Origin of the sequence: Qipengyuania sp., assembly GCF_043423005.1 — a bacterium.
Taxonomy (GTDB): domain Bacteria; phylum Pseudomonadota; class Alphaproteobacteria; order Sphingomonadales; family Sphingomonadaceae; genus Qipengyuania.
In genome coordinates this window covers 1-18,227 of record NZ_JBHWMI010000006.1, presented here as the reverse complement: position 1 = coordinate 18,227, position 18,227 = coordinate 1, and the positions used below count along the sequence as shown (strand labels likewise).

The following is an 18,227-nucleotide window of genomic DNA, read 5'->3' as shown; positions in this document are numbered from 1 at the left end:
CAGGAGGCCGATCAAAGGTTGCGTTCAATGTAATCATTAGTAACATATTGGAATACAAGGTTCGATCATTGTCGATATTCTTACGGGAAGATCGCGAACGAAGGGGCGTGCGTGGTCAATCGTGTAGGACCCAATCAGGAACGGTATCTGCTGGCGGAAACGACGACCGCGCCGGTTTACATGATGCCGCTTGCCTATCGGATCCGCGGGCCGCTTGATCGCGATCGGTTGCGGCACGCGATTCAAGCAGCCTGCGATCGTCATGACGTGCTCCACATGCGGTTCGAGCGCCTTGGGACGAGACAATTCGTCGCAGTGCGCGATCCGCGCCCGATCCACCTTGAATATCTCGACGCCGACGGATCGCAGGATGATGAGGCCCTGCGGGCACGGATCGTGCCTTACGTGATGCGCCAGCCCGACCTTTCCAACGCCTCGATGCAGCGTTTCCTTCTCACCCGCCTGGCACCCGATGATCATCTGTTTATCCTGGCGCAGCACCACTCGGTATCCGACGGGGTTTCGCAGCAGCTGTTCGCCGCACAGATTTTCGCAGCTTATGACAGGGCGCCGGGCGGGGAAAAAGCGGCGCCATATTCCGCTTTCCATGTCTCTGACTGGGACCAGACCCAAGAGTATCGCGAAGCGCTGGATTACTGGAGCCGGCGTGTTTCTTCGGTCGGCGCGAGCCAGCGGATGCCGCGCGATATCGCCATTGGGTGGAGCGGCCCCCCGTCGGGCCATGTCGATCTGGCTGTCCCGGCCGCGGTCGAAGCTTCGGTGCGCGCTGCGGCGAAGAATCTCGGCGTGTCGACCTTCACCTTCATCTATGCAGCGACGACGGTCCTGATGGGCCGGGCAACGGGCTCGAATGACGTTGCCTCGACATTTCAAAGCAACGGTCGGCGGGCCTTGCCCGGTTCGGAACTGACGGTCGGCCCGTTCTCGAATGCCCTGCTGGTCGGCGAAGACGTTTGCCCCCAGCGGGGGTTTGCCGATCTCGCCGCGTCGCTGAAGCGCCATATCGCCGATGCGATCGCCAACGAGGTGGTGCCCTTTCATCGCATCCTGCAACTGAGCGAGGTTCAGCCGAGCTTCGGCATCAACAGCTATCCCAGGCTGTCCGCGCCGCAAGCCGCGGGCCTCGCCATCGACTATGCCGGGATGGTCGTTCGCGAAAGCGACTTCGACATCAATTTCCGCTTCTTTCTCGAACCCGGCAGCATGTCGTTCACCGTCTACTATGATGCGACAGGGTTCTCACGCGACCGGATCGCGTTGATGAGCGAACAGCTGGTGGCGTTGCTCGGCGCATTCGCGGCTGCGCCCCTCGCCCTGATCGGAGACGTTCCCACGCCCGGCCCGCGACGATCCCCGGCGCCCGATAGTGCGACCCCGGCTATTGAAGGCGCGATCCATCAGCGGTTCGTCGAACATGCGCGGCGCACGCCCGACCGTATCGCTCTCGTGACGCGGGCACGCGACTACACTTATGGAGAACTTCTCCGATGGAGTTCGGCAGCGGGCGCCATTCTTGCAGGGGCCGCCGACGGGCCGGTCGGCATCCTTGCGCCCCGTGGCCCTGCGCTGATCGCCGCGATGATCGGTGCAGCGCGCTGTGGCAGGACCTTCGCGGTGCTCGATCCGGACTATCCGGACGAGCGCCTGTCTGCTTTCGCCAGGAAGGCTGGCCTGCAGACGGTGCTGGCGCATGGAACTTTGATCGCGCGAGCGGAACAGCTTGTACGGGGGACCGGGGCAGGATGGCAGGAAATCCCGGAACTGCCGGATGAAGAGGCGGAACTGCCGCCCACTCATCCTGCCGACCAGACGGCGTATCTGCTTTTCACATCCGGATCGACCGGGGAACCCAAATGCATCGCCACCGGCCATGAGCCGCTGGTCAGATTCATCGCCTGGCAGGCGGAAACCTTTGCCATAACAGCCGATGATCGAGTGACGATGCTATCGGGTCTTGCGCACGATCCGGTCATGCGCGACATCTTCCTGCCGCTCAGCACAGGCGCACAGCTCGCCATACCGGAGGGTATCGATTTCCTGCGCCCCGGCGCGCTGGGTGAGTGGCTGGCCGAAACCCGCCCGACCGTCGCCCATCTGACCCCGCCTCTCGGTCGGCTGCTGGTCCAGAGTGCGGGCGAAGGGCATGCGGTCCCCTCGCTGCGTTGGCTGTTCTTCGGCGGCGACGTTCTGACCACGGGGGCCGTGCGCGAGATGCAATCCCTCGCCCCTGCTGCCCGCGCGGTCAATTTCTACGGATCTACCGAAACCCCGCAGGCGATCAGTTACAGCATCGCCGATCCTCATGGCGATGCGCACGCGGTGCCCCTGGGGACCAGCGTACCCGGCTTTGCCGTAGAGGTCGAAGACGAACGCGGCGAACCCCTCGCTCGTAACGAACAGGGCGATATCGTCGTCCGCTCAGCCTATCTCAGTCTCGGCTATGTCGAGCAGGGCGAGCTTCGCCCCCATCCGTTCGAGGCGGATGGGACCAGGTATTACAAGACTGGCGACCGCGGCTATCTGATGGCGGACGGCGGTTTGCAGATCGTCGGCCGAAGCGACGATCAGGTCAAGATTCGCGGGTTCCGCGTCGAGCCGGCCGAGGTGGCCCGCGAGATTGCGCAAGGCACTGGGGTGATGGGATGCAAGGTCCTGTCCTTCCGGAACGGCAAGGCTGAAGGGCTCGCCGCCTTCGTCGTAATGTCGGCCGAGCGTTTCGATCCCGACAGTCTCAGGGCGGAGGCGGCAGAACGGCTTCCGGCGTATATGGTGCCGGTTCGCTGGTACCGCCTCGATACGTTTCCGCTGATGCCCAACGGCAAGCTTGATCGGACCCAGCTGCGCCAGATCATCGAACAGGATCGTCAGGAACGGGCGGCAGCGGTTCCGCAGGGTTCGGTCGGTGGTCTGGAAGGCCGCATCATCGAGCGCTGGCGCGACATTCTTGGTTTGTCGGCCATCTCCCCCCGGCAGAACTTCGCGGAACTTGGCGGGGATAGCCTTTCATACGTGGAGGTGTCGCTGGCCACGGAGCAATTGCTGGGCACCCTGCCGGAACGGTGGGAGACGATGGCGATCTGCGACCTCGCAGCCCTGAAGCAGCGCAAGTTGCCAGGATTTCTGACCTATATCGACACGCCGATGATCCTGCGGGCGCTGGCCATCGCACTGGTGGTGGCTGGCCACTTCCAGGTATTTTCGTACGGCGGCGGCGCGACCACCGCCATGTTCCTGGTTGCAGGCTTCCTGATGGGACGACTGCAGATCCCCGAGGTCATGCGCCGCAAGACCGTCGAGCCGCTGCTCAGCCTGCTCGTCAAGGTGGTTATCCCGGTCTGGCTCTACAGCCTGGCCCTGTTTGCCTCGCGCATCTTCACGTCCCAACCGCCAAGCCCGTTCATGATCCTTCTGCTGGAGGATTTCGTCGACTATTCGCAATACACCGACAGCTATCGCGGCGGGCATGACATGTTCCTGTGGTACGTCCATTGCTTCCTCCAGATGATCGCCTTCGTCGCTGCTCTGGCGTGGCTCAATATCCGCGGCGGCATCGTGCGGCACGGGCCGATGCAGTTTGCGTTGGCCCTGCTGTGCCTGGGGGTGATTGGACGCTTCTTTCTTCCCGCCATGTGGGTGGATGACTTCTGGGCCAACGGCGTCGCACCCCAGAAGATGGAGAATTACCTGCCCACGACGCATCTCGGCACATTGGCGATCGGAATGATCTGCGCGCTCGCCAGCCGCCGCAGCTTGCGCACCCGGCTGCTTGTTGCTGCTCTCGTGATTGTCTTCGGCGGGTTGAGCCTCGCGACCTATCCGTCGGGCGGATGGATGTTCCTCATCGGTTTCGGCCTTGCGTTGCTGTTTCTCGAGCGATTGCCGTTCATGCGCGTATTCCAGCGACCGCTGATGATGCTCTCTGGCGCGACACTGTTCATCTATCTTACCCATTTCCACTGGCGCGTGGTCATGCAGCGGTTGGGCGTTCCCGATATTCCGGAAGTCTACTTCATCGGCGCCTTGCTGGGCGGGATCCTCGTGTGGGCGTTCTGGCAAAGGCTTCAGAGGATCGTGCGCAAGGCCTTGATCGCTCGCCGTGCGCATCGCAGTTCGAACGTGTTCGTCGATATCGGGCCTGCGTGATCGTCCCCTATTTTCAGACGATGCCGATGGGGCTAGGCCGCAAGGCATGAACCAGCAGACGGCAAACTACCACATCACGGGCGCAACGGGTGAATGGGAGGTCGTCATCGGCCTCGAGGTCCATGCCCAGGTCACGTCGAACGCCAAGCTTTTCAGCGGCGCCAGCACTGCGTTCGGGGCCGAGCCCAATTCGCAGGTCAGCCTTGTCGACGCCGCGATGCCGGGAATGCTGCCGGTGCCCAATCGCGAATGCATTCGGCAGGCGGTCCGCACCGGGATGGCGATCGAGGCCGAGATCAACCGCTGGAGCCGGTTCGATCGCAAGAACTACTTCTATGCCGATCTGCCGCAGGGCTACCAGATCAGCCAGCTCTTTCACCCGCTGGTAGGCGAGGGCGCCCTGACGATTGAGGCCGACGAAAAGGCCGGGATCGCCGCGGACAAGGCGATCGGGATCGAACGCATCCACGTCGAACAGGATGCCGGCAAGCTGATGCACGATCAGCATCCGACGATGAGCTATGTCGATCTAAACCGCAGCGGCGTGGCATTGATGGAAATCGTCAGCCGGCCCGACATGCGCTCGCCCGCCGAAGCCGGCGCCTATCTGCGCAAGCTGCGCAGCATCCTGCGCTATGTCGGCAGCTGCGACGGCAACATGGAGGAAGGCTCGATGCGAGCCGACGTCAATGTCAGCGTGCGCCGTCCGGGCGAGGACTTCGGCACGCGCACCGAGACGAAGAACGTGAACTCGGTGCGCTTCGTCATGCAGGTGGTCGAATACGAGGCCCGCCGGCAGGTCGAACTGATCGAAGACGGCGGGGTGGTGGTGCAGGAAACGCGGCTGTTCGACCCCAACAGCGGCACCACTCGGACCATGCGCAGCAAGGAAGACGCGCATGATTATCGCTATTTCCCCGATCCCGATCTTCTCCCGCTCGAACTGGACGAGGGGTTTCTGGCCGAATGCCGGGCATCGCTGCCCGAACTGCCGGATGCCAAGCGCCGCCGCTACGAAACCGAACTCGGGCTGACCCCGTACAACGCGCGTGAGCTGACCGCCGAGGTCGAGACCTTCGCCCGCTTCGAGACGCTGCTGCGCACGGCCGCCGAGCGCATCGGCAAGCCCGAGGCGGCGGTGGCGACGCAGGTGGCGAACTGGGCCTTGTCGGTCGCGCCCGGCGTCATGAAGGCGCTGGGTCCCGATGCCGTCACGGCGAACGCGACGGCAGACGCGCAGGCCGCGATCCTCGCCATGCAGGACAAGGGCGAGATCTCTGGCGGTCAGGCCAAGGAAATCTACGAGATCGTCCTGCGCGATGGCGGCGATCCCGAAGCCATCGCGGATGCCCGCGGGCTGAAGCAGGTAAGCGACAGCGGCGCGATCGAAAGCGCAATCGATGCGATCCTCGCCGCCAATGCCGACAAGGTCGCCGAATACCGCAGCGGCAAGGACAAATTGTTCGGCTTTTTCGTCGGCCAGACGATGAAGGCGATGCAGGGCAAGGGCAACCCGGCGGTAGTCAACCAGTTGCTGAAAGACAAACTCGACGGCTGAACCAGACATGGGGGCGCACGTGATCGTCGCATTGAAGGAGCGGTGGGGGCGACTGCGCCAACGGCTGCTGCCGCAAGGCGAGTAACCATCGCGTGACGTCGATCGTCCTCGTCCATCCGGAAATTCCCGGCAATACCGGCGCCGTCGGGCGGACCTGCGTTGCGCTCGATCTCGAACTGGTACTGATCCACCCGCTGGGGTTCGACATCAGCGACCGGCGGGTTAAGCGCTCAGGCCTCGACTACTGGCAGCATATCCGCCTGTGCGAATTCGCCAGCTGGGATGCGTTTGTCGATGCGCGGCAGCCGCGCGAGGACCAGCTGTTCCTGTTCGAGGAATATGCCTCGCGCAGCTTCTACGCGCCGCATTATCCTGCCGACGCATACCTGGTGTTCGGGCGCGAAACGAAGGGGCTGCCGGCCACCATCGTCGAGCGTCATGCGGGCAGTCTGGTGTCACTGCCCATGCGATCGGACAAGGTGCGCTCGCTCAACCTTGCCAATACGGTCGCCGCCGCAGCCTATCAGGCCCTGCGCGAGCAATTCACCGACTAGAACGACGAAGGGCCGCCCGGTCGCCCGGACGGCCCTGTCTGACATGCAGGCTTGCGCTCAGCCCTGGCGCTGGCCGGTCAGCGGCATGTCGCCGAACGCGCCGGCGTTGACCTTGCCGGTCAGCTGGTCGCCGTCGACCTTGGCTTCGCAGTTCAGTTCCATCGGCATCGGGACGGTCATGTCCATCTTCCACTTGAGCGTATCGCCGTCGATCGTGCCGTCCTTGACGGTCATCGAGCCCATGCCGCCCGCCATCGAGCCGGTGAAGGACTGGCCGTCATCGCCCGGAACGACAGTGAAGGTCCCCTTCTGGTCGCCCATCGGGCTCTTGACGGTGGTTTCATACGTGCCGGCTACCGACATTGCTTTCTCCTTTGAATTGATGCCCGCCGCCTTCGGGCGTGCTGACATCGTTGTCAATAAGTTCACTGGGTGAGGGTTCGTTCCTCGACCGTCAGGCCCAGCCGTTCGAGCTGCGGACGCACGACCTTGGCATCGCCCACCACGACATAGACGAGATCGCGTTCCGCAAAGGTCTTGCGGGCGATCGCGTCGAGTTGGGCGGCGGTCAGGCCCTCATAGGTACGGCCAAGCGTTTCGTAGTACGTATCGGGGCGGTTGTAGCGCACGATGTACTTGAGGCCGGCCAGCACATCATCGGCGGTTTCGAACCGGCCCGGCAGATCGCGGATGTTGGAATTGACGATCCGTTCCAGTTCGGGCGCCTGGACCCCGCGCGTGCTGGTGAAATCACCGATCTCGCGGCGGATCTCGGCGATGGCCTCGCCGGTGCGGTCGGCCTGGACCGGGGCCTGAAGGCCATAGTAGACGCGGTCGAGCGCGGTGCCGACCCCGCCGCCCGCACCATAGGACCAACCCTTGTTCTCGCGCAGGTTCATGTTGATCCGCGACAGGAAGCCGCCGCTAAGCGCCTCGTTCGATGCTTGCAAGAGGGTAAGGTCATCGGTCTGCCCGCGCAGGTCGAGAACCTGACCCGCAAGGATCACCGACTGGGGCGAATTGGGCCGGTTGATGAGAACGATCCGCTGGTTCGCGGAAGGGATCGCGGCATCGTATTCGCGCGTCGGCGCGGGGGTGCCGGGGGCCTGCCAGTCGGCAAAGCTGGCCTCGAGCAGGCGGGTGACTTCGGCGAGCGAGGTATCGCCCACGACGTAGATGCGCGCCATATCGGGGCGCAGCCAGGTCTGATGGAACCGCCGCAGGTCCGCCGGGGTCAGCCCCTCCAGTGTTTGAGCAGAACCGAGGCCCGAGCTGGGGAGGCTGTAGGGGTGTTCCCCGTAAAGCGTTTCGCGCAGGGCCCGCTCGGCGATCGAATTGGGATCCTTGAGCTCGGCGTTGAGGGCGTTGAGCAATTGCACGCGCTTGCGAGCGACGTCGGCCTCGCGGAAGGCGGGGCGGCGGATGTAATCGGCCAATAGCTCGAGCGACGGGGCAAGATTGGGCGCCAGGGCGTCGAGGGCGAAGGTCGTCCAGTCGGCATCGAAGCCGTTGTACACCTGCGCGCCGAGGCGCTCCTGCGCCTTGGCGAACTCGCCGGCGGTCAGTTCCTCGGTGCCTTCGTCCATCGAGTTCAGCATCAGACGCTGGGTGCCCAGCGTCGCCCGGTCCTCTGCCGCGCGCCCGCCATCGAATTCCACCGCCACCGACACCGTCGGCACCGCGTCGCGGCGGGCGAAATAGACCTCCATCCCGTTCGACAGCGTGGTGCGTTCGATGGCCGGGAAATCGAGATTGGTCAGCGGCGCCAGCTCTGGCAGCGTCTCGCGGCTTGCCTGGGCGAAGGTGCCAAGGGCCATCTGATCGCACTGATCGGGCTGGCAGTAATTGGCCTGTGCGATGTTGCCCAGGGTGTCGGCCCCGGCGATCGCGCCACCGCGGTTCTCGCCGCCTTCGAGCCGCTCGCCCGGGCGAAATTCAAGCGCGAAGACCGGGCGGGTCAGCCATTGCTGCATCAGCGAGCGGACCTGTTCGGGCGTGGTTGCAGCCATCTGCTCGAGCTGCTTTTCGATGAAGCCCGGATCGCCCATGAACAGTTCGCCGCCCGCCAGCTGCGGGGCCTTGCCGCCGAAACCGCCGACCCGTTCCAGCCCGCGGATGACGCTTGCCATGGTGCTGATCTTGGCCCGTTCGAGCTCGTCGGCATCGGGGCCTTCGCTGATGAAGCGGGCGACTTCGGCATCGAGCTTGGCGCCCACCGCGGCGGGGTCCATTCCCGGCTTCACATCGGCCTGGACGATGAAGACGCCGGCATCTTCCATGGTGAAGTTGAACGCGGCGACGCTGACCGCGACCGGATCCTGGCGCACCAGCGCCTCGTCGAGCCGCGAACTCGCCAGCCCGCCAAGCACGGTCGATGCGAGGTTCAGCGGAACCGATTCGGCGGCATTCTCGCCCGGCACGGTCCACATGCGGTAGATCCGGGTGGTCGAGATATCGTCATTGACGACCTTGGTCCTGGCCGCCTCCAGCGTGGGGACGGTCACCTGCGGATGAACCACCTCGGGCCCGCGCGGGATCGCGCCGAACCATTGCTGCACCTTCGCGCGCGCGGTGGCGGTGTCGATATCTCCGGCCAGGACCAGCACCGCGTTGTTGGGTCCGTAGTGGTCCTTGAACCAGCGTTGCACGTCCTCCATCGAGGCGGCATCCAGATCGCCCATCGAGCCGATCGTGGAATGATGGTAGCGATGACCCTTGGGGAACAGGTTCTCGAAAATCTCGTAGCGCAGCAGGCCGAACGGCTGATTGTCGCCCTGGCGCTTTTCGTTCTGGACCACGCCGCGCTGGTTATCGAGCTTCTGCTGGGTGACCGCGCCCAGCAGGTGGCCCATGCGATCCGATTCGAGCATCAGCACCCGGTCGAGCGCACCGGTCGGCACGGTCTGGAAGTAATTGGTCCGGTCCGGGTTGGTCGTGCCGTTGGTGTCGGTACCGCCCATCTGCTGGATATATTCGAACCAGTCTTCCGGTGCGTTCTCGGTGCCGTTGAACATGAGGTGTTCGAACAGGTGGGCAAAGCCCGTCTTGCCGACCGGCTCATGCTTCGAGCCAACGTCGTACCATACCGAAACCCCGACCAGCGGGGCCTTGCGATCCTCGTGGACCACGACCGTAAGCCCGTTGTCGAGAGTGAACTTGTCATAGGGCAGGTTCACCTCGCTCGCCAGTTCATCGAGGCTGGCGGGGCGGGGGGCGGCAGCCGGCACGGCGGTATCGGCGCGGGCGACCGCAGCGCTGGACGAGGTGTCGCCCATGCTGGTGCAGGCCGATAGGGCCAGGGCCATCAGACTGACGGAGGCAAAGACTGCGCGCATGATCGGTAAATCCCTGTTTGTAATAAGCCGACAGAGCCTAATGCGCCTTTTGTTGCCCGTCACTGCCTTTCGTCGTCTCGGGGCGATTTGTCCGGGGGGAAGCCGGCTGGGCAAAACTACCGCACTCGCGGTTCGCCCGCCGGCAAACGCCCGCTAGGCAGGGCGGGTGAAGCCAAGGATAACCATCGGGAACGACGCGAGCGGCCAGCCGATCGACTTCGACATCGCCGAACTGCTCGCCACGCGGTTGCTGGTGCAGGGCAATTCCGGCAGCGGGAAATCGCATCTGCTGCGCCGGTTGCTCGAGCAAAGTGCCCGGCTGGTGCAGCAGGTCGTGATTGATCCCGAGGGGGATTTCGTCAGTCTTGCCGATCGCTTCGGTCATGTCGTGATCGACGGTTCGGCCTATTCGCCAGCCGAGATCGAGGCACTGGCGCGGCGCATTCGCGAACATCGCGCCTCGGTCGTTCTCGCGCTCGAGGGGCTCGAGGTCGAACAGCAGATCCGCTGCGCCGCGCAATTCCTGACCGCCCTGTTCGATGCCCCGCGCGAACACTGGTATCCGGCCCTGGTAGTGGTGGACGAGGCGCAGATGTTCGCCCCCGCCGCAGCGGGCGAAATGGCGGAAGACACCCGCCGCCTGACCTTGTCGGCGATGACCAATCTGATGTGCCGCGGACGCAAGCGCGGGCTGGCCGGGATCGTCGCCACCCAGCGGCTGGCGAAGCTGGCGAAGAATGTCGCGGCAGAGGCATCCAACTTCCTGATGGGTCGCACTTTCCTCGATATCGACATGGTCCGTGCCGCGGATCTTCTCGGCATGGAGCGACGGCAGGCGGAACGCATCCGCGAACTGGAGCGGGGCCATTTCCTGGCGCTTGGTCCGGCGATCAGTCGCCGGCCGGTCGCCGTGCGGATCGGTCCGGTGGAGACCGGGGCGCAGGTCCGCAGCGAAGGCTTGCTCGCCATGCCCGAAACCGCGCCGGCGGACATGGCCGATCTCCTGACCCGCGACCTTGCCGACGAGGTGCGCGAACCGGCGAGGCCGCCGTCGCCCCCGCCCGCGCCGCCGGTGGACGCCGTGGTCGATCGGATCGCCCGGACCGACATCGCGCCTGCCGCCCCGTCGGCGGATGATCAGCCCGCCGGATCCTCGCCCGCAGAGCGGATCGATGCGATCATAGCCGCCCTCGCCCAGAGCGAGGATGCGGCATTCCAGAGTTCCAGCGCGCAATATCAAAGCTTTCTTGCCCGATGCCGGCAGGAACGGGTGATCGGCCCGATGCCCGATATACGCGCCTTCCGCCGCCGCTTTGCCATCGCTGCGGCAGGGCTTGACCGGATCGACGGGCGGATGCGGGATCGCATCCTGTCGCTGGCCGCGGGGCTGGACGACGATCTGCTGGCGCCGTTCCTCGTCCTCGCCATGGATGCGCAGGCGGGCGGGGCACCGGTGGACGAGGGCCGGATCGGGCGCGCCTACGGGTCGCATTCGCCCGGGCGCATCCGCCGTCTGCTCGATCATCTCGAACGGCAGGGGCTGATCGTCATCCGCGAGGAATTCGGCGGCGGGCGCAGCGTGCTGGTTCCCGGGCTCGACACCGCAACGACCGACTGACGGGGGCGGGTCCAGCGCTCCCTTGGCCCGCGCGCCAGGACATGGTTGAATCATGACAGTCAGCGGTTAAACCTTACCGCATCTTGTGTTGCGAAAGGGCAACACCATATCGCTGGCACGCAATCGACATGGGGCTAGGGACACGATGAATCTCGAAAAGTTTACCGACCGCGCCAAGGGCTTTCTGCAAAGCGCGCAAACCGTCGCCATCCGGATGAGCCATCAGCGGATTTCGCCGCTGCATATCCTCAAGGCCTTGCTCGAGGACGAGCAGGGCATGGCCGCGCAGCTGATCCAGCGGGCCGGCGGCAATCCCGGGATCGCCATTACCGAGGTCGATGCCGGGCTGGCGCGGATACCGGCGGTGTCCGGCGGCGGGGCGCAGCAAACCCCGGGGCTCGACAATGATGCCGTGCGCGCACTCGATCAGGCGGAGCAGCTGGCCCAAAAGGCGGGCGACAGCTTTGTCCCGGTCCAGCGCCTGCTCCAAGGCCTCGCGCTGCTGGCAGACAATCCCGCCAGCCGCGCTCTCAAGGCCGCGAATATTGATGTCCAGGCCCTCGAAGTAGCAATCCAGGAAGTCACCGGCGGTCGCAGCGCAGACAGCTCGGGCGCGGAGGACAGCTATGATGCGATGAAGAAATTCGCGCGCGATCTCACCGCCGCCGCGCGCGAGGGCAAGCTCGATCCGGTCATCGGACGTGACGAGGAAATCCGCCGCACGGTTCAGATTCTCGCCCGGCGCACCAAGAACAATCCCGCGCTGATCGGCGAGCCCGGCACCGGCAAGACCGCCATTGCCGAGGGCCTGGCGCTACGCATCGCCAACGGCGACGTGCCCGACAGCCTGAAGGGCCGCACGCTGATGGCGCTCGACATGGGCGCGCTGATCGCCGGGGCCAAATACCGCGGCGAGTTCGAGGAACGGCTGAAGGCCGTGCTCGACGAAGTAAAGGGCGCCGAGGGGCAGATCATCCTCTTCATCGACGAGATGCACACCCTGATCGGCGCCGGCGCGAGCGAGGGAAGCATGGACGCCGGCAACCTGCTCAAGCCCGCATTGAGCCGCGGCGAGCTGCATTGCATCGGCGCGACCACGCTCGACGAATACCAGAAGTATGTCGAGAAGGACCCCGCGCTCCAACGGCGCTTCCAGCCGGTCTATATCGACGAGCCGAGCGTCGAGGATACGATCAGCATCCTGCGCGGCATCAAGGACAAGTACGAACTGCACCACGGGGTGCGCATCACCGACGGCGCGATTGTCGCCGCGGCGCAGCTTTCCCACCGCTACATCCAGAACCGCTTCCTGCCTGACAAGGCGATCGACCTGATGGACGAGGCCGCCAGCCGCATCCGCATGGAGGTCGAATCGAAGCCCGAGGAGATCGAGGCGCTGGACCGGCGCATCATCCAGCTGCGGATCGAGGAGCAGGCGCTGCAGAAGGAAAGCGACGAGGCCTCGCGCGATCGTCTGGCCAACCTGCGGCGCGAACTGGCCGAGCTCGAGCAGCAATCGGGTGAACTCACCACCCGCTGGCAGAACGAGCGTGACAAGATTCACGCCGAGGCGAAGATCAAGGAAGAGCTCGACGCGGCGCGGCTCGAACTGGAACAGGCACAGCGCACCGGCGACCTCGCCAAGGCGGGCGAGCTCCAATACGGGCGCATTCCCGAACTGGAAAAGCGGCTCGACGAAGCAGGCGCGCAGACCGGCAACGTCCTGCTCAAGGAAGAGGTCACCGAGGACGATATCGCCGGGGTGGTCAGCCGCTGGACCGGCATCCCGGTCGACCGGATGATGGAGGGCGAGCGCGAGAAGCTGCTCGACATGGAGAACATCCTCGGCAAGCGGGTGATCGGGCAGGCGCAGGCGATCGAGGCGGTCTCTAAGGCGGTGCGCCGTGCCCGTGCCGGCCTGCAGGATGCGGGGCGGCCGCTGGGCAGCTTCCTCTTCCTCGGCCCCACCGGCGTCGGCAAGACCGAGCTCACCAAGGCGCTCGCCGGGTTCCTGTTCGACGACGACAGCGCGATGGTGCGCATCGACATGAGTGAATTCATGGAGAAACACGCCGTCGCCCGGCTGATCGGCGCGCCTCCCGGCTATGTCGGCTACGAGGAGGGCGGCGTGCTGACCGAGGCGGTCCGCCGCCGGCCCTATCAGGTCGTGCTGTTCGACGAGGTCGAAAAAGCCCATGCGGACGTCTTCAACGTGCTGTTGCAGGTGCTCGACGACGGGCGGTTGACGGACGGGCAGGGCCGGGTGGTCGACTTCAGCAACACGCTGATCATCCTCACCTCGAACCTCGGCAGCCAGTATCTCGCCCAGCTGGAAGATGGCCAGCAGGTCAAGGATGTCGAGCCGCAGGTGATGGACGTGGTCCGTGCCCATTTCCGGCCGGAGTTCCTCAACCGGCTGGACGAGATCATCCTGTTCCACCGGCTGGCGCAGGAGCACATGGCCCCGATCGTCGATATCCAGGTGGCGCGGGTGCAGAAGCTGCTGCGCGATCGCAAGATCGTGCTCGACCTGACCGATGGCGCGCGCGCCTGGCTTGGCCGGGTGGGTTACGATCCGGTCTACGGCGCACGCCCGCTCAAGCGCGCGGTGCAGCGGTATCTCCAGGACCCGTTGGCGGAAAAGCTGTTGCAGGGCGAAGTGCCCGATGGCTCGCGCGTCCATATCGAGGAGGGCGAGGGCGAATTGGCGATGCGGGTGGAATGAGGCTGCCCTAAGTCGTTCTCCGCCACCCCGTGCCGAGCATAAAAAAAGGCCCCGGTTTCCCGGGGCCTTTTCGTTGTGCGGTCCTGCGGATCAGAACTTGAAGGCTGCGTTCGCGAAGAACTGACGTCCAACGTAATCGAACCCGGAATAGAGCGGCGCGTTGCCAACCGTGTTCACCGCTGCCGAAATCCGCGGCGGCTGAGTGTCCAGCAGGTTGCGAACGCCGACCGTGAATTCGAACTCGTCGGCAACGTCGAACTGGACCGATGCCGAGTGGAGGAAGTAATCGTCCACTTCGAGGAGGTAGAAGTCGCGATAAGCCTGAGCCAGCGCCTCGTCGACCTCGCCGATCGTCTCGTCGAAGGCGAACAGTTCGTAGGTGCCGCTGCTGCCGTCGATCCAGTCGAGGCCGTAACGGATCGTCACGCTGTCGATCGTGTAGGTGGCATCGAAATTGCCGACCCAATCCGGCGTCACATAGGTCCCGTTGGCGTCCGTCAGGAACTCGTCGGGGAACAGGCGGCTGGATTGTTCGGTGTACTTGGTGACGTTCGCATTCAGGACGAGCCGGTTGTCGAACAGGAGGTCAGTGGCGAAGCGGCCATTGAACTCGTAACCCTTCACGATGTCGGTCGCGAGGTTCACGTACCCGTTGTTGACGGTCAGGATGTTGTTCTCGTCGCGTTCGATAAGACGGCAGAAGCCGGCCTCGGGTGCAAACGCCGGGTCCGAATAGCAACGATTGAGGATGTTGCCCGCACCAAGCTGCGACACGCCGTTCGATACCTTGATGTCGAAGTAATCGAGCGCAAGGCTGAGCGAACCGACCGATTCCGGGATCGGCGGGTTGACCACGACGCCGACAGTCCAGTTGGTCGAGGTTTCGGCCTCGAGACCGAACTCCGATCCGCCCAGGCTGAACGTCGTCACGCTGCTGTTCTGGTTGAAGGTGGCGACATCGAGACCGATTGCGGCACAGTTGGCGGCGATGGTCTGCTGCCGCGGTGAATAGCCAGCCGGGTTGGGCTGCCCATTGACCCGCGGGAAGTTGTCGAGGTCGCACGGATCGGACGCCGCGCCAAGGAAGCCGCTCGTCGCACCCAGGAACTGCTCGGCCAGGGCAGGTGCCCGGAACGACGTGCCGTAGCTGCCGCGAATACCGAAGCCGTCGAAGAACTCCCACTCGCCGGCGATCTTATAGGTCACGTCGCTGCCGTACGAACGATAGTCGGTATAACGAACCGAGCCGTTCAAGGTGAGGTTTTCGAAGAACGGACGATCCGCCAGCAGCGGAACGGAAATTTCCGCGTAGGCTTCCTTGACGCTATCCGAACCACGGGTCGGGTCGGACGTGGTCAGGCCGTAGAGGTTGCCGTTGATGGCATTGATGTCCGGCGTGTCATCGATCCGCTGCTTGCGGTATTCCGCACCGACTGCGAGCTGCACGTCACCACCGGGCAGCGTCATGATCGGACCGTCAAGTCCCACCGCGAAGGTTGTTTCACGGAAGATGTTGGTGCTGATGGTGTTGGCGAGGATGTAATCGCGGAATGCCTGCGGCAGACGGCCACCGATGGTGTCGGCGTTGAGCACCGGTGCGGCAACGCAGGACGGGTTGCTGGCTGCGCTGGCGCAGCTGAACGTGCCGTCTTCGTTCTGGACTACGTTGAGCGAATTGGCCAGGCGATCGGTCAGGAACGATTCGATCTGGGCTTCGCCATCGGTCCACGACTTGCCGACGTAGATGTCGTAACGCCAGTCGGACAGGAAGAAGTTGCCGCGAATACCGCCGCCGGCACGCACGTAGTCGACCTTCTGCGACGAATCGGTGAGACCGAAGCCGATGAAGGCGCGGGCCGCCACGATCTGGCCGCTCGACGTGCTGTTGGGTGCAAGAAAGGCGCCGTTACGGAACTCTTCGGGGATCAGCGGGCTGCCCTGGAGATAGTCGAGCGAAAGCTGGCGATAGAGCGGCGCTTCCGACTTGCGACGGGTGGCGAGCACTTCCCCATAGATTTCCGCCTGGCCAAGCGAGTCGATATCGTAGGATGCCTGCAGGAACCCGGTGTAGATCTTGACCGGAGTGACGAGATATTCCTGCTGGCTGGCCGGATCGAACGTGTCGCGGTCATACGTGCCGACGCCGAGGAAGCCCGGAGTCGGGCCGTCGACGTTGCTTGCATCGGGGACGAAGCGATTGAACGATCCGGGAAGGCCGCTGGTGCGACCGACGCCCAGACGGGTCGGCAGGCCGAGCGTGTTGATCGTCACGCCGCCATTGTCGAGCGTGAAGCAGTTGCGCGGATCGCCGATCGGGAATGGATCGCCGGATCCGAATTCCGAACCTTCGCCGTCGAGATAGCCCGGAATGGGGCAGTTGAACCAGTCCTGGTCGTTCAGCCGGAGGCCCTGACGCTGACGATATTCGAGCGAGCCGATGACATCGAGGCGATCGTTGCCGAAGCCGAACGTGGCGGCAACGCGGTAGTCCGTACCGGCGCCGACTTCGGGTACATTGACCTGCGCTTCGAGCGAAAGGCCGCGGATCTGGTTGTCGGTGATAATGTTGACTACGCCGGCGATCGCGTCCGAACCGTAGACCGACGAGGCACCGGCCTTGAGGATTTCGATGCGCTCGACGATCGCGGTCGGCAGGACATTGAGGTCGGCCGAAAGCACGGCGCCGCGCGTCCCGGCGGGCGCCAGGCGGCGGCCGTTGAGCAGGATCAGCGTACGTGCCGGGCCGAGGCCGCGCAGACCGAGCGTGTTCGCACCGGTGCCGCCATCGGTCACGAAGCCCGCATAGTAATTGTTGATCTGGCCCGAACCCTGCGTGACCGCACCGCTCTGCAACGCGTCGGTCGCGGAGTTGAAACCGGCCTGGGTGATTTCCTCGGCGGTGATGACCGTGATGGGCTCGACCGTCGAATATTCGTTGCGACGAATGCGCGAGCCGGTGACGACGATCGCGTTCGGCGTTTCGGCGCTTGTATCGGCATTGCTCAGCGTCGATTCATCGTCGCAGACGCCGTCGTTGTTTTCATCGGGGCAGTCCGGCGGATTGTCGCCGGCGCTCTGTGCCGCCGCGGCCGGCGCAAGGCTGAACGCAAAGAGGCCGGCACCTGCCAGCAACCCAGCGCGCAGCGTGGTGAGAAGTGAAATCTGATTCATATTGGCCCCTTGTCTGGTCCGCCGAGGCGGTACGCCGAGATTGCGATCCAGGTCCGCCCGCTCGATGCCGCGGTTACTCACTGGAAGGGGCCGGATAATTCATTTTCGAAACGGGAAAGCAACCTCGAGCGAAAGAATTGAACAATTGGCCGGCAGGTGGTGCCATTTGGACACACCTTGCTTTTGGGCCGATCGGCCGGTCATTCGACCCTGCGGCCCTTGACCCCGGTCGTGCCGTCCACCCTGATCCAGAACGAGCCCATTGCCGCTCGCTCGATCTCGACCGTGCTTCCGGCCCTCGGACGGAAACGCTGGGGAGCATCGCCGACGCGCCAGACGCTGCCTTCCTCGATGGTGATCAGCCATTCCTCGCGGCCGACCCGGCGAGCCTGGGTGATGGTGCTGGTGATAGCCGTTTCCTCGGCCCCGCCGTCGCCGCCGAACAGGCCCGTGCGCGGCAGGCTGAAGCCGAACAGGCCGCGGCGCGTCTTGCGGATATCCTCGCGGCCGACGACCTGAACCTCGCCGCTTTCGCTGGCCGCGACAAGAGCCGCCGAGGCGCGGTCGTAACAGGCCAGCCGCTCTTCCGCAGCAGAGACGGAGCGACACGCGGCGAGGGCGTCGACGAGCCCGGCGGCCGCGCTGTCCTGCGCACCCGCGGGCGAAGCCGTGACGACCAGCAAGGGCGCGGCGATGACGGCGAAGGTAGCGCGCTTATGGAATGAGGCGGGGAAGATCATGGTCGGTTCGATCCTTGTGCTCGCGGAAATTGACAGGGCGAACCTAGCGGCACGCGTCCCGAAGCGCGAGCCGGCTAATGTTTCAAGAATGCAACACTCGGGGATATACGCAGGCAAAACCGCCCGCGCATCATTGCGCGGACGGGTCTCGTTTGCCAAGAGCGCGCCTAATCGGAAGAAGTTCCGGTATTCGGGGGGTGCACCGTCGCTCTCGCATCAAAGGGGACAAGCATGTCTTATCAGTTCAAGAAGACCGCGCTGCTCGCTAGCACGGTGATGGCTGGCGCGCTCATCGCCACGCCGGCGTTCGCGCAGTCGGACGAGCAGATCAACGAACCCGGCACCGAGCCGGCGGCCGCCAC

Annotated in this window: 9 protein-coding genes; 5 read left to right on the top strand and 4 right to left on the bottom strand. The window is 64.5% G+C overall.

Going from position 1 to position 18,227, the window contains the following annotated elements; all coding sequences use genetic code 11:
• The first annotated feature begins 111 nt into the window (after positions 1–111).
• The 3 genes from ACHFFA_RS01345 (at position 112) to ACHFFA_RS01335 (ending at position 6,276) form a co-directional block, all read left to right on the top strand.
• Positions 112–4,164, top strand: a complete 4,053-nt coding sequence (locus ACHFFA_RS01345) for an AMP-binding protein (protein ID WP_394269042.1) — start codon at positions 112–114, stop codon at positions 4,162–4,164.
• Positions 4,165–4,210: 46 nt separating this feature from the next.
• Positions 4,211–5,722, top strand: coding sequence for an Asp-tRNA(Asn)/Glu-tRNA(Gln) amidotransferase subunit GatB (gatB, locus tag ACHFFA_RS01340; protein WP_394269041.1), 1,512 nt, complete (start codon positions 4,211–4,213; stop codon positions 5,720–5,722).
• A 92-nt stretch (positions 5,723–5,814) separates the two neighbouring features.
• Entirely contained in the window at positions 5,815–6,276 is a 462-nt protein-coding gene (locus ACHFFA_RS01335; RefSeq protein ID WP_394269040.1) for a tRNA (cytidine(34)-2'-O)-methyltransferase, read from the top strand.
• A gap of 57 nt (positions 6,277–6,333) precedes the next feature.
• On the opposite strand, the gene ACHFFA_RS01330 is transcribed toward ACHFFA_RS01335, so the two are convergent.
• Together ACHFFA_RS01330 and ACHFFA_RS01325 are read right to left on the bottom strand one after the other, a co-directional pair.
• Complete coding sequence (locus ACHFFA_RS01330; RefSeq protein ID WP_394269039.1) at positions 6,334–6,639, bottom strand: hypothetical protein; 306 nt, start codon at positions 6,637–6,639, stop codon at positions 6,334–6,336.
• Between the two features lie 62 nt (positions 6,640–6,701).
• Positions 6,702–9,611, bottom strand: coding sequence for a M16 family metallopeptidase (locus tag ACHFFA_RS01325; protein WP_394269038.1), 2,910 nt, complete (start codon positions 9,609–9,611; stop codon positions 6,702–6,704).
• Positions 9,612–9,777: 166 nt separating this feature from the next.
• Between ACHFFA_RS01325 and ACHFFA_RS01320 the strand changes: the two genes are divergently transcribed.
• On the top strand, positions 9,778–11,229 hold the full coding sequence (locus ACHFFA_RS01320) for a helicase HerA domain-containing protein (protein WP_394269037.1): 1,452 nt from the start codon (positions 9,778–9,780) through the stop codon (positions 11,227–11,229).
• A 145-nt stretch (positions 11,230–11,374) separates the two neighbouring features.
• On the top strand, positions 11,375–13,954 hold the full coding sequence (clpB, locus tag ACHFFA_RS01315; protein ID WP_394269036.1) for an ATP-dependent chaperone ClpB: 2,580 nt from the start codon (positions 11,375–11,377) through the stop codon (positions 13,952–13,954).
• 90 nt (positions 13,955–14,044) lie between these two features.
• Here clpB and ACHFFA_RS01310 read toward each other — a convergent pair whose 3' ends face one another.
• Positions 14,045–17,125, bottom strand: a complete 3,081-nt coding sequence (locus ACHFFA_RS01310) for a TonB-dependent receptor domain-containing protein (RefSeq protein WP_394269035.1) — start codon at positions 17,123–17,125, stop codon at positions 14,045–14,047.
• Between the two features lie 200 nt (positions 17,126–17,325).
• A complete protein-coding gene (locus tag ACHFFA_RS01305) occupies positions 17,326–17,865 on the bottom strand; it encodes a hypothetical protein (protein WP_394269034.1) in 540 nt (179 codons plus the stop codon).
• Positions 17,866–18,227 lie beyond the last annotated feature (362 nt).

Coding starts and splice junctions, on each gene's coding strand:
- ACHFFA_RS01305 (WP_394269034.1), bottom strand. CDS start 17,865: ATGATCTTCCCCGCCTCATTCCATAAGCGCGCTACCTTCGCCGTCATC.
- ACHFFA_RS01310 (WP_394269035.1), bottom strand. CDS start 17,125: ATGAATCAGATTTCACTTCTCACCACGCTGCGCGCTGGGTTGCTGGCA.
- ACHFFA_RS01325 (WP_394269038.1), bottom strand. CDS start 9,611: ATGCGCGCAGTCTTTGCCTCCGTCAGTCTGATGGCCCTGGCCCTATCG.
- gatB (WP_394269041.1), top strand. CDS start 4,211: ATGAACCAGCAGACGGCAAACTACCACATCACGGGCGCAACGGGTGAA.
- clpB (WP_394269036.1), top strand. CDS start 11,375: ATGAATCTCGAAAAGTTTACCGACCGCGCCAAGGGCTTTCTGCAAAGC.
- ACHFFA_RS01330 (WP_394269039.1), bottom strand. CDS start 6,639: ATGTCGGTAGCCGGCACGTATGAAACCACCGTCAAGAGCCCGATGGGC.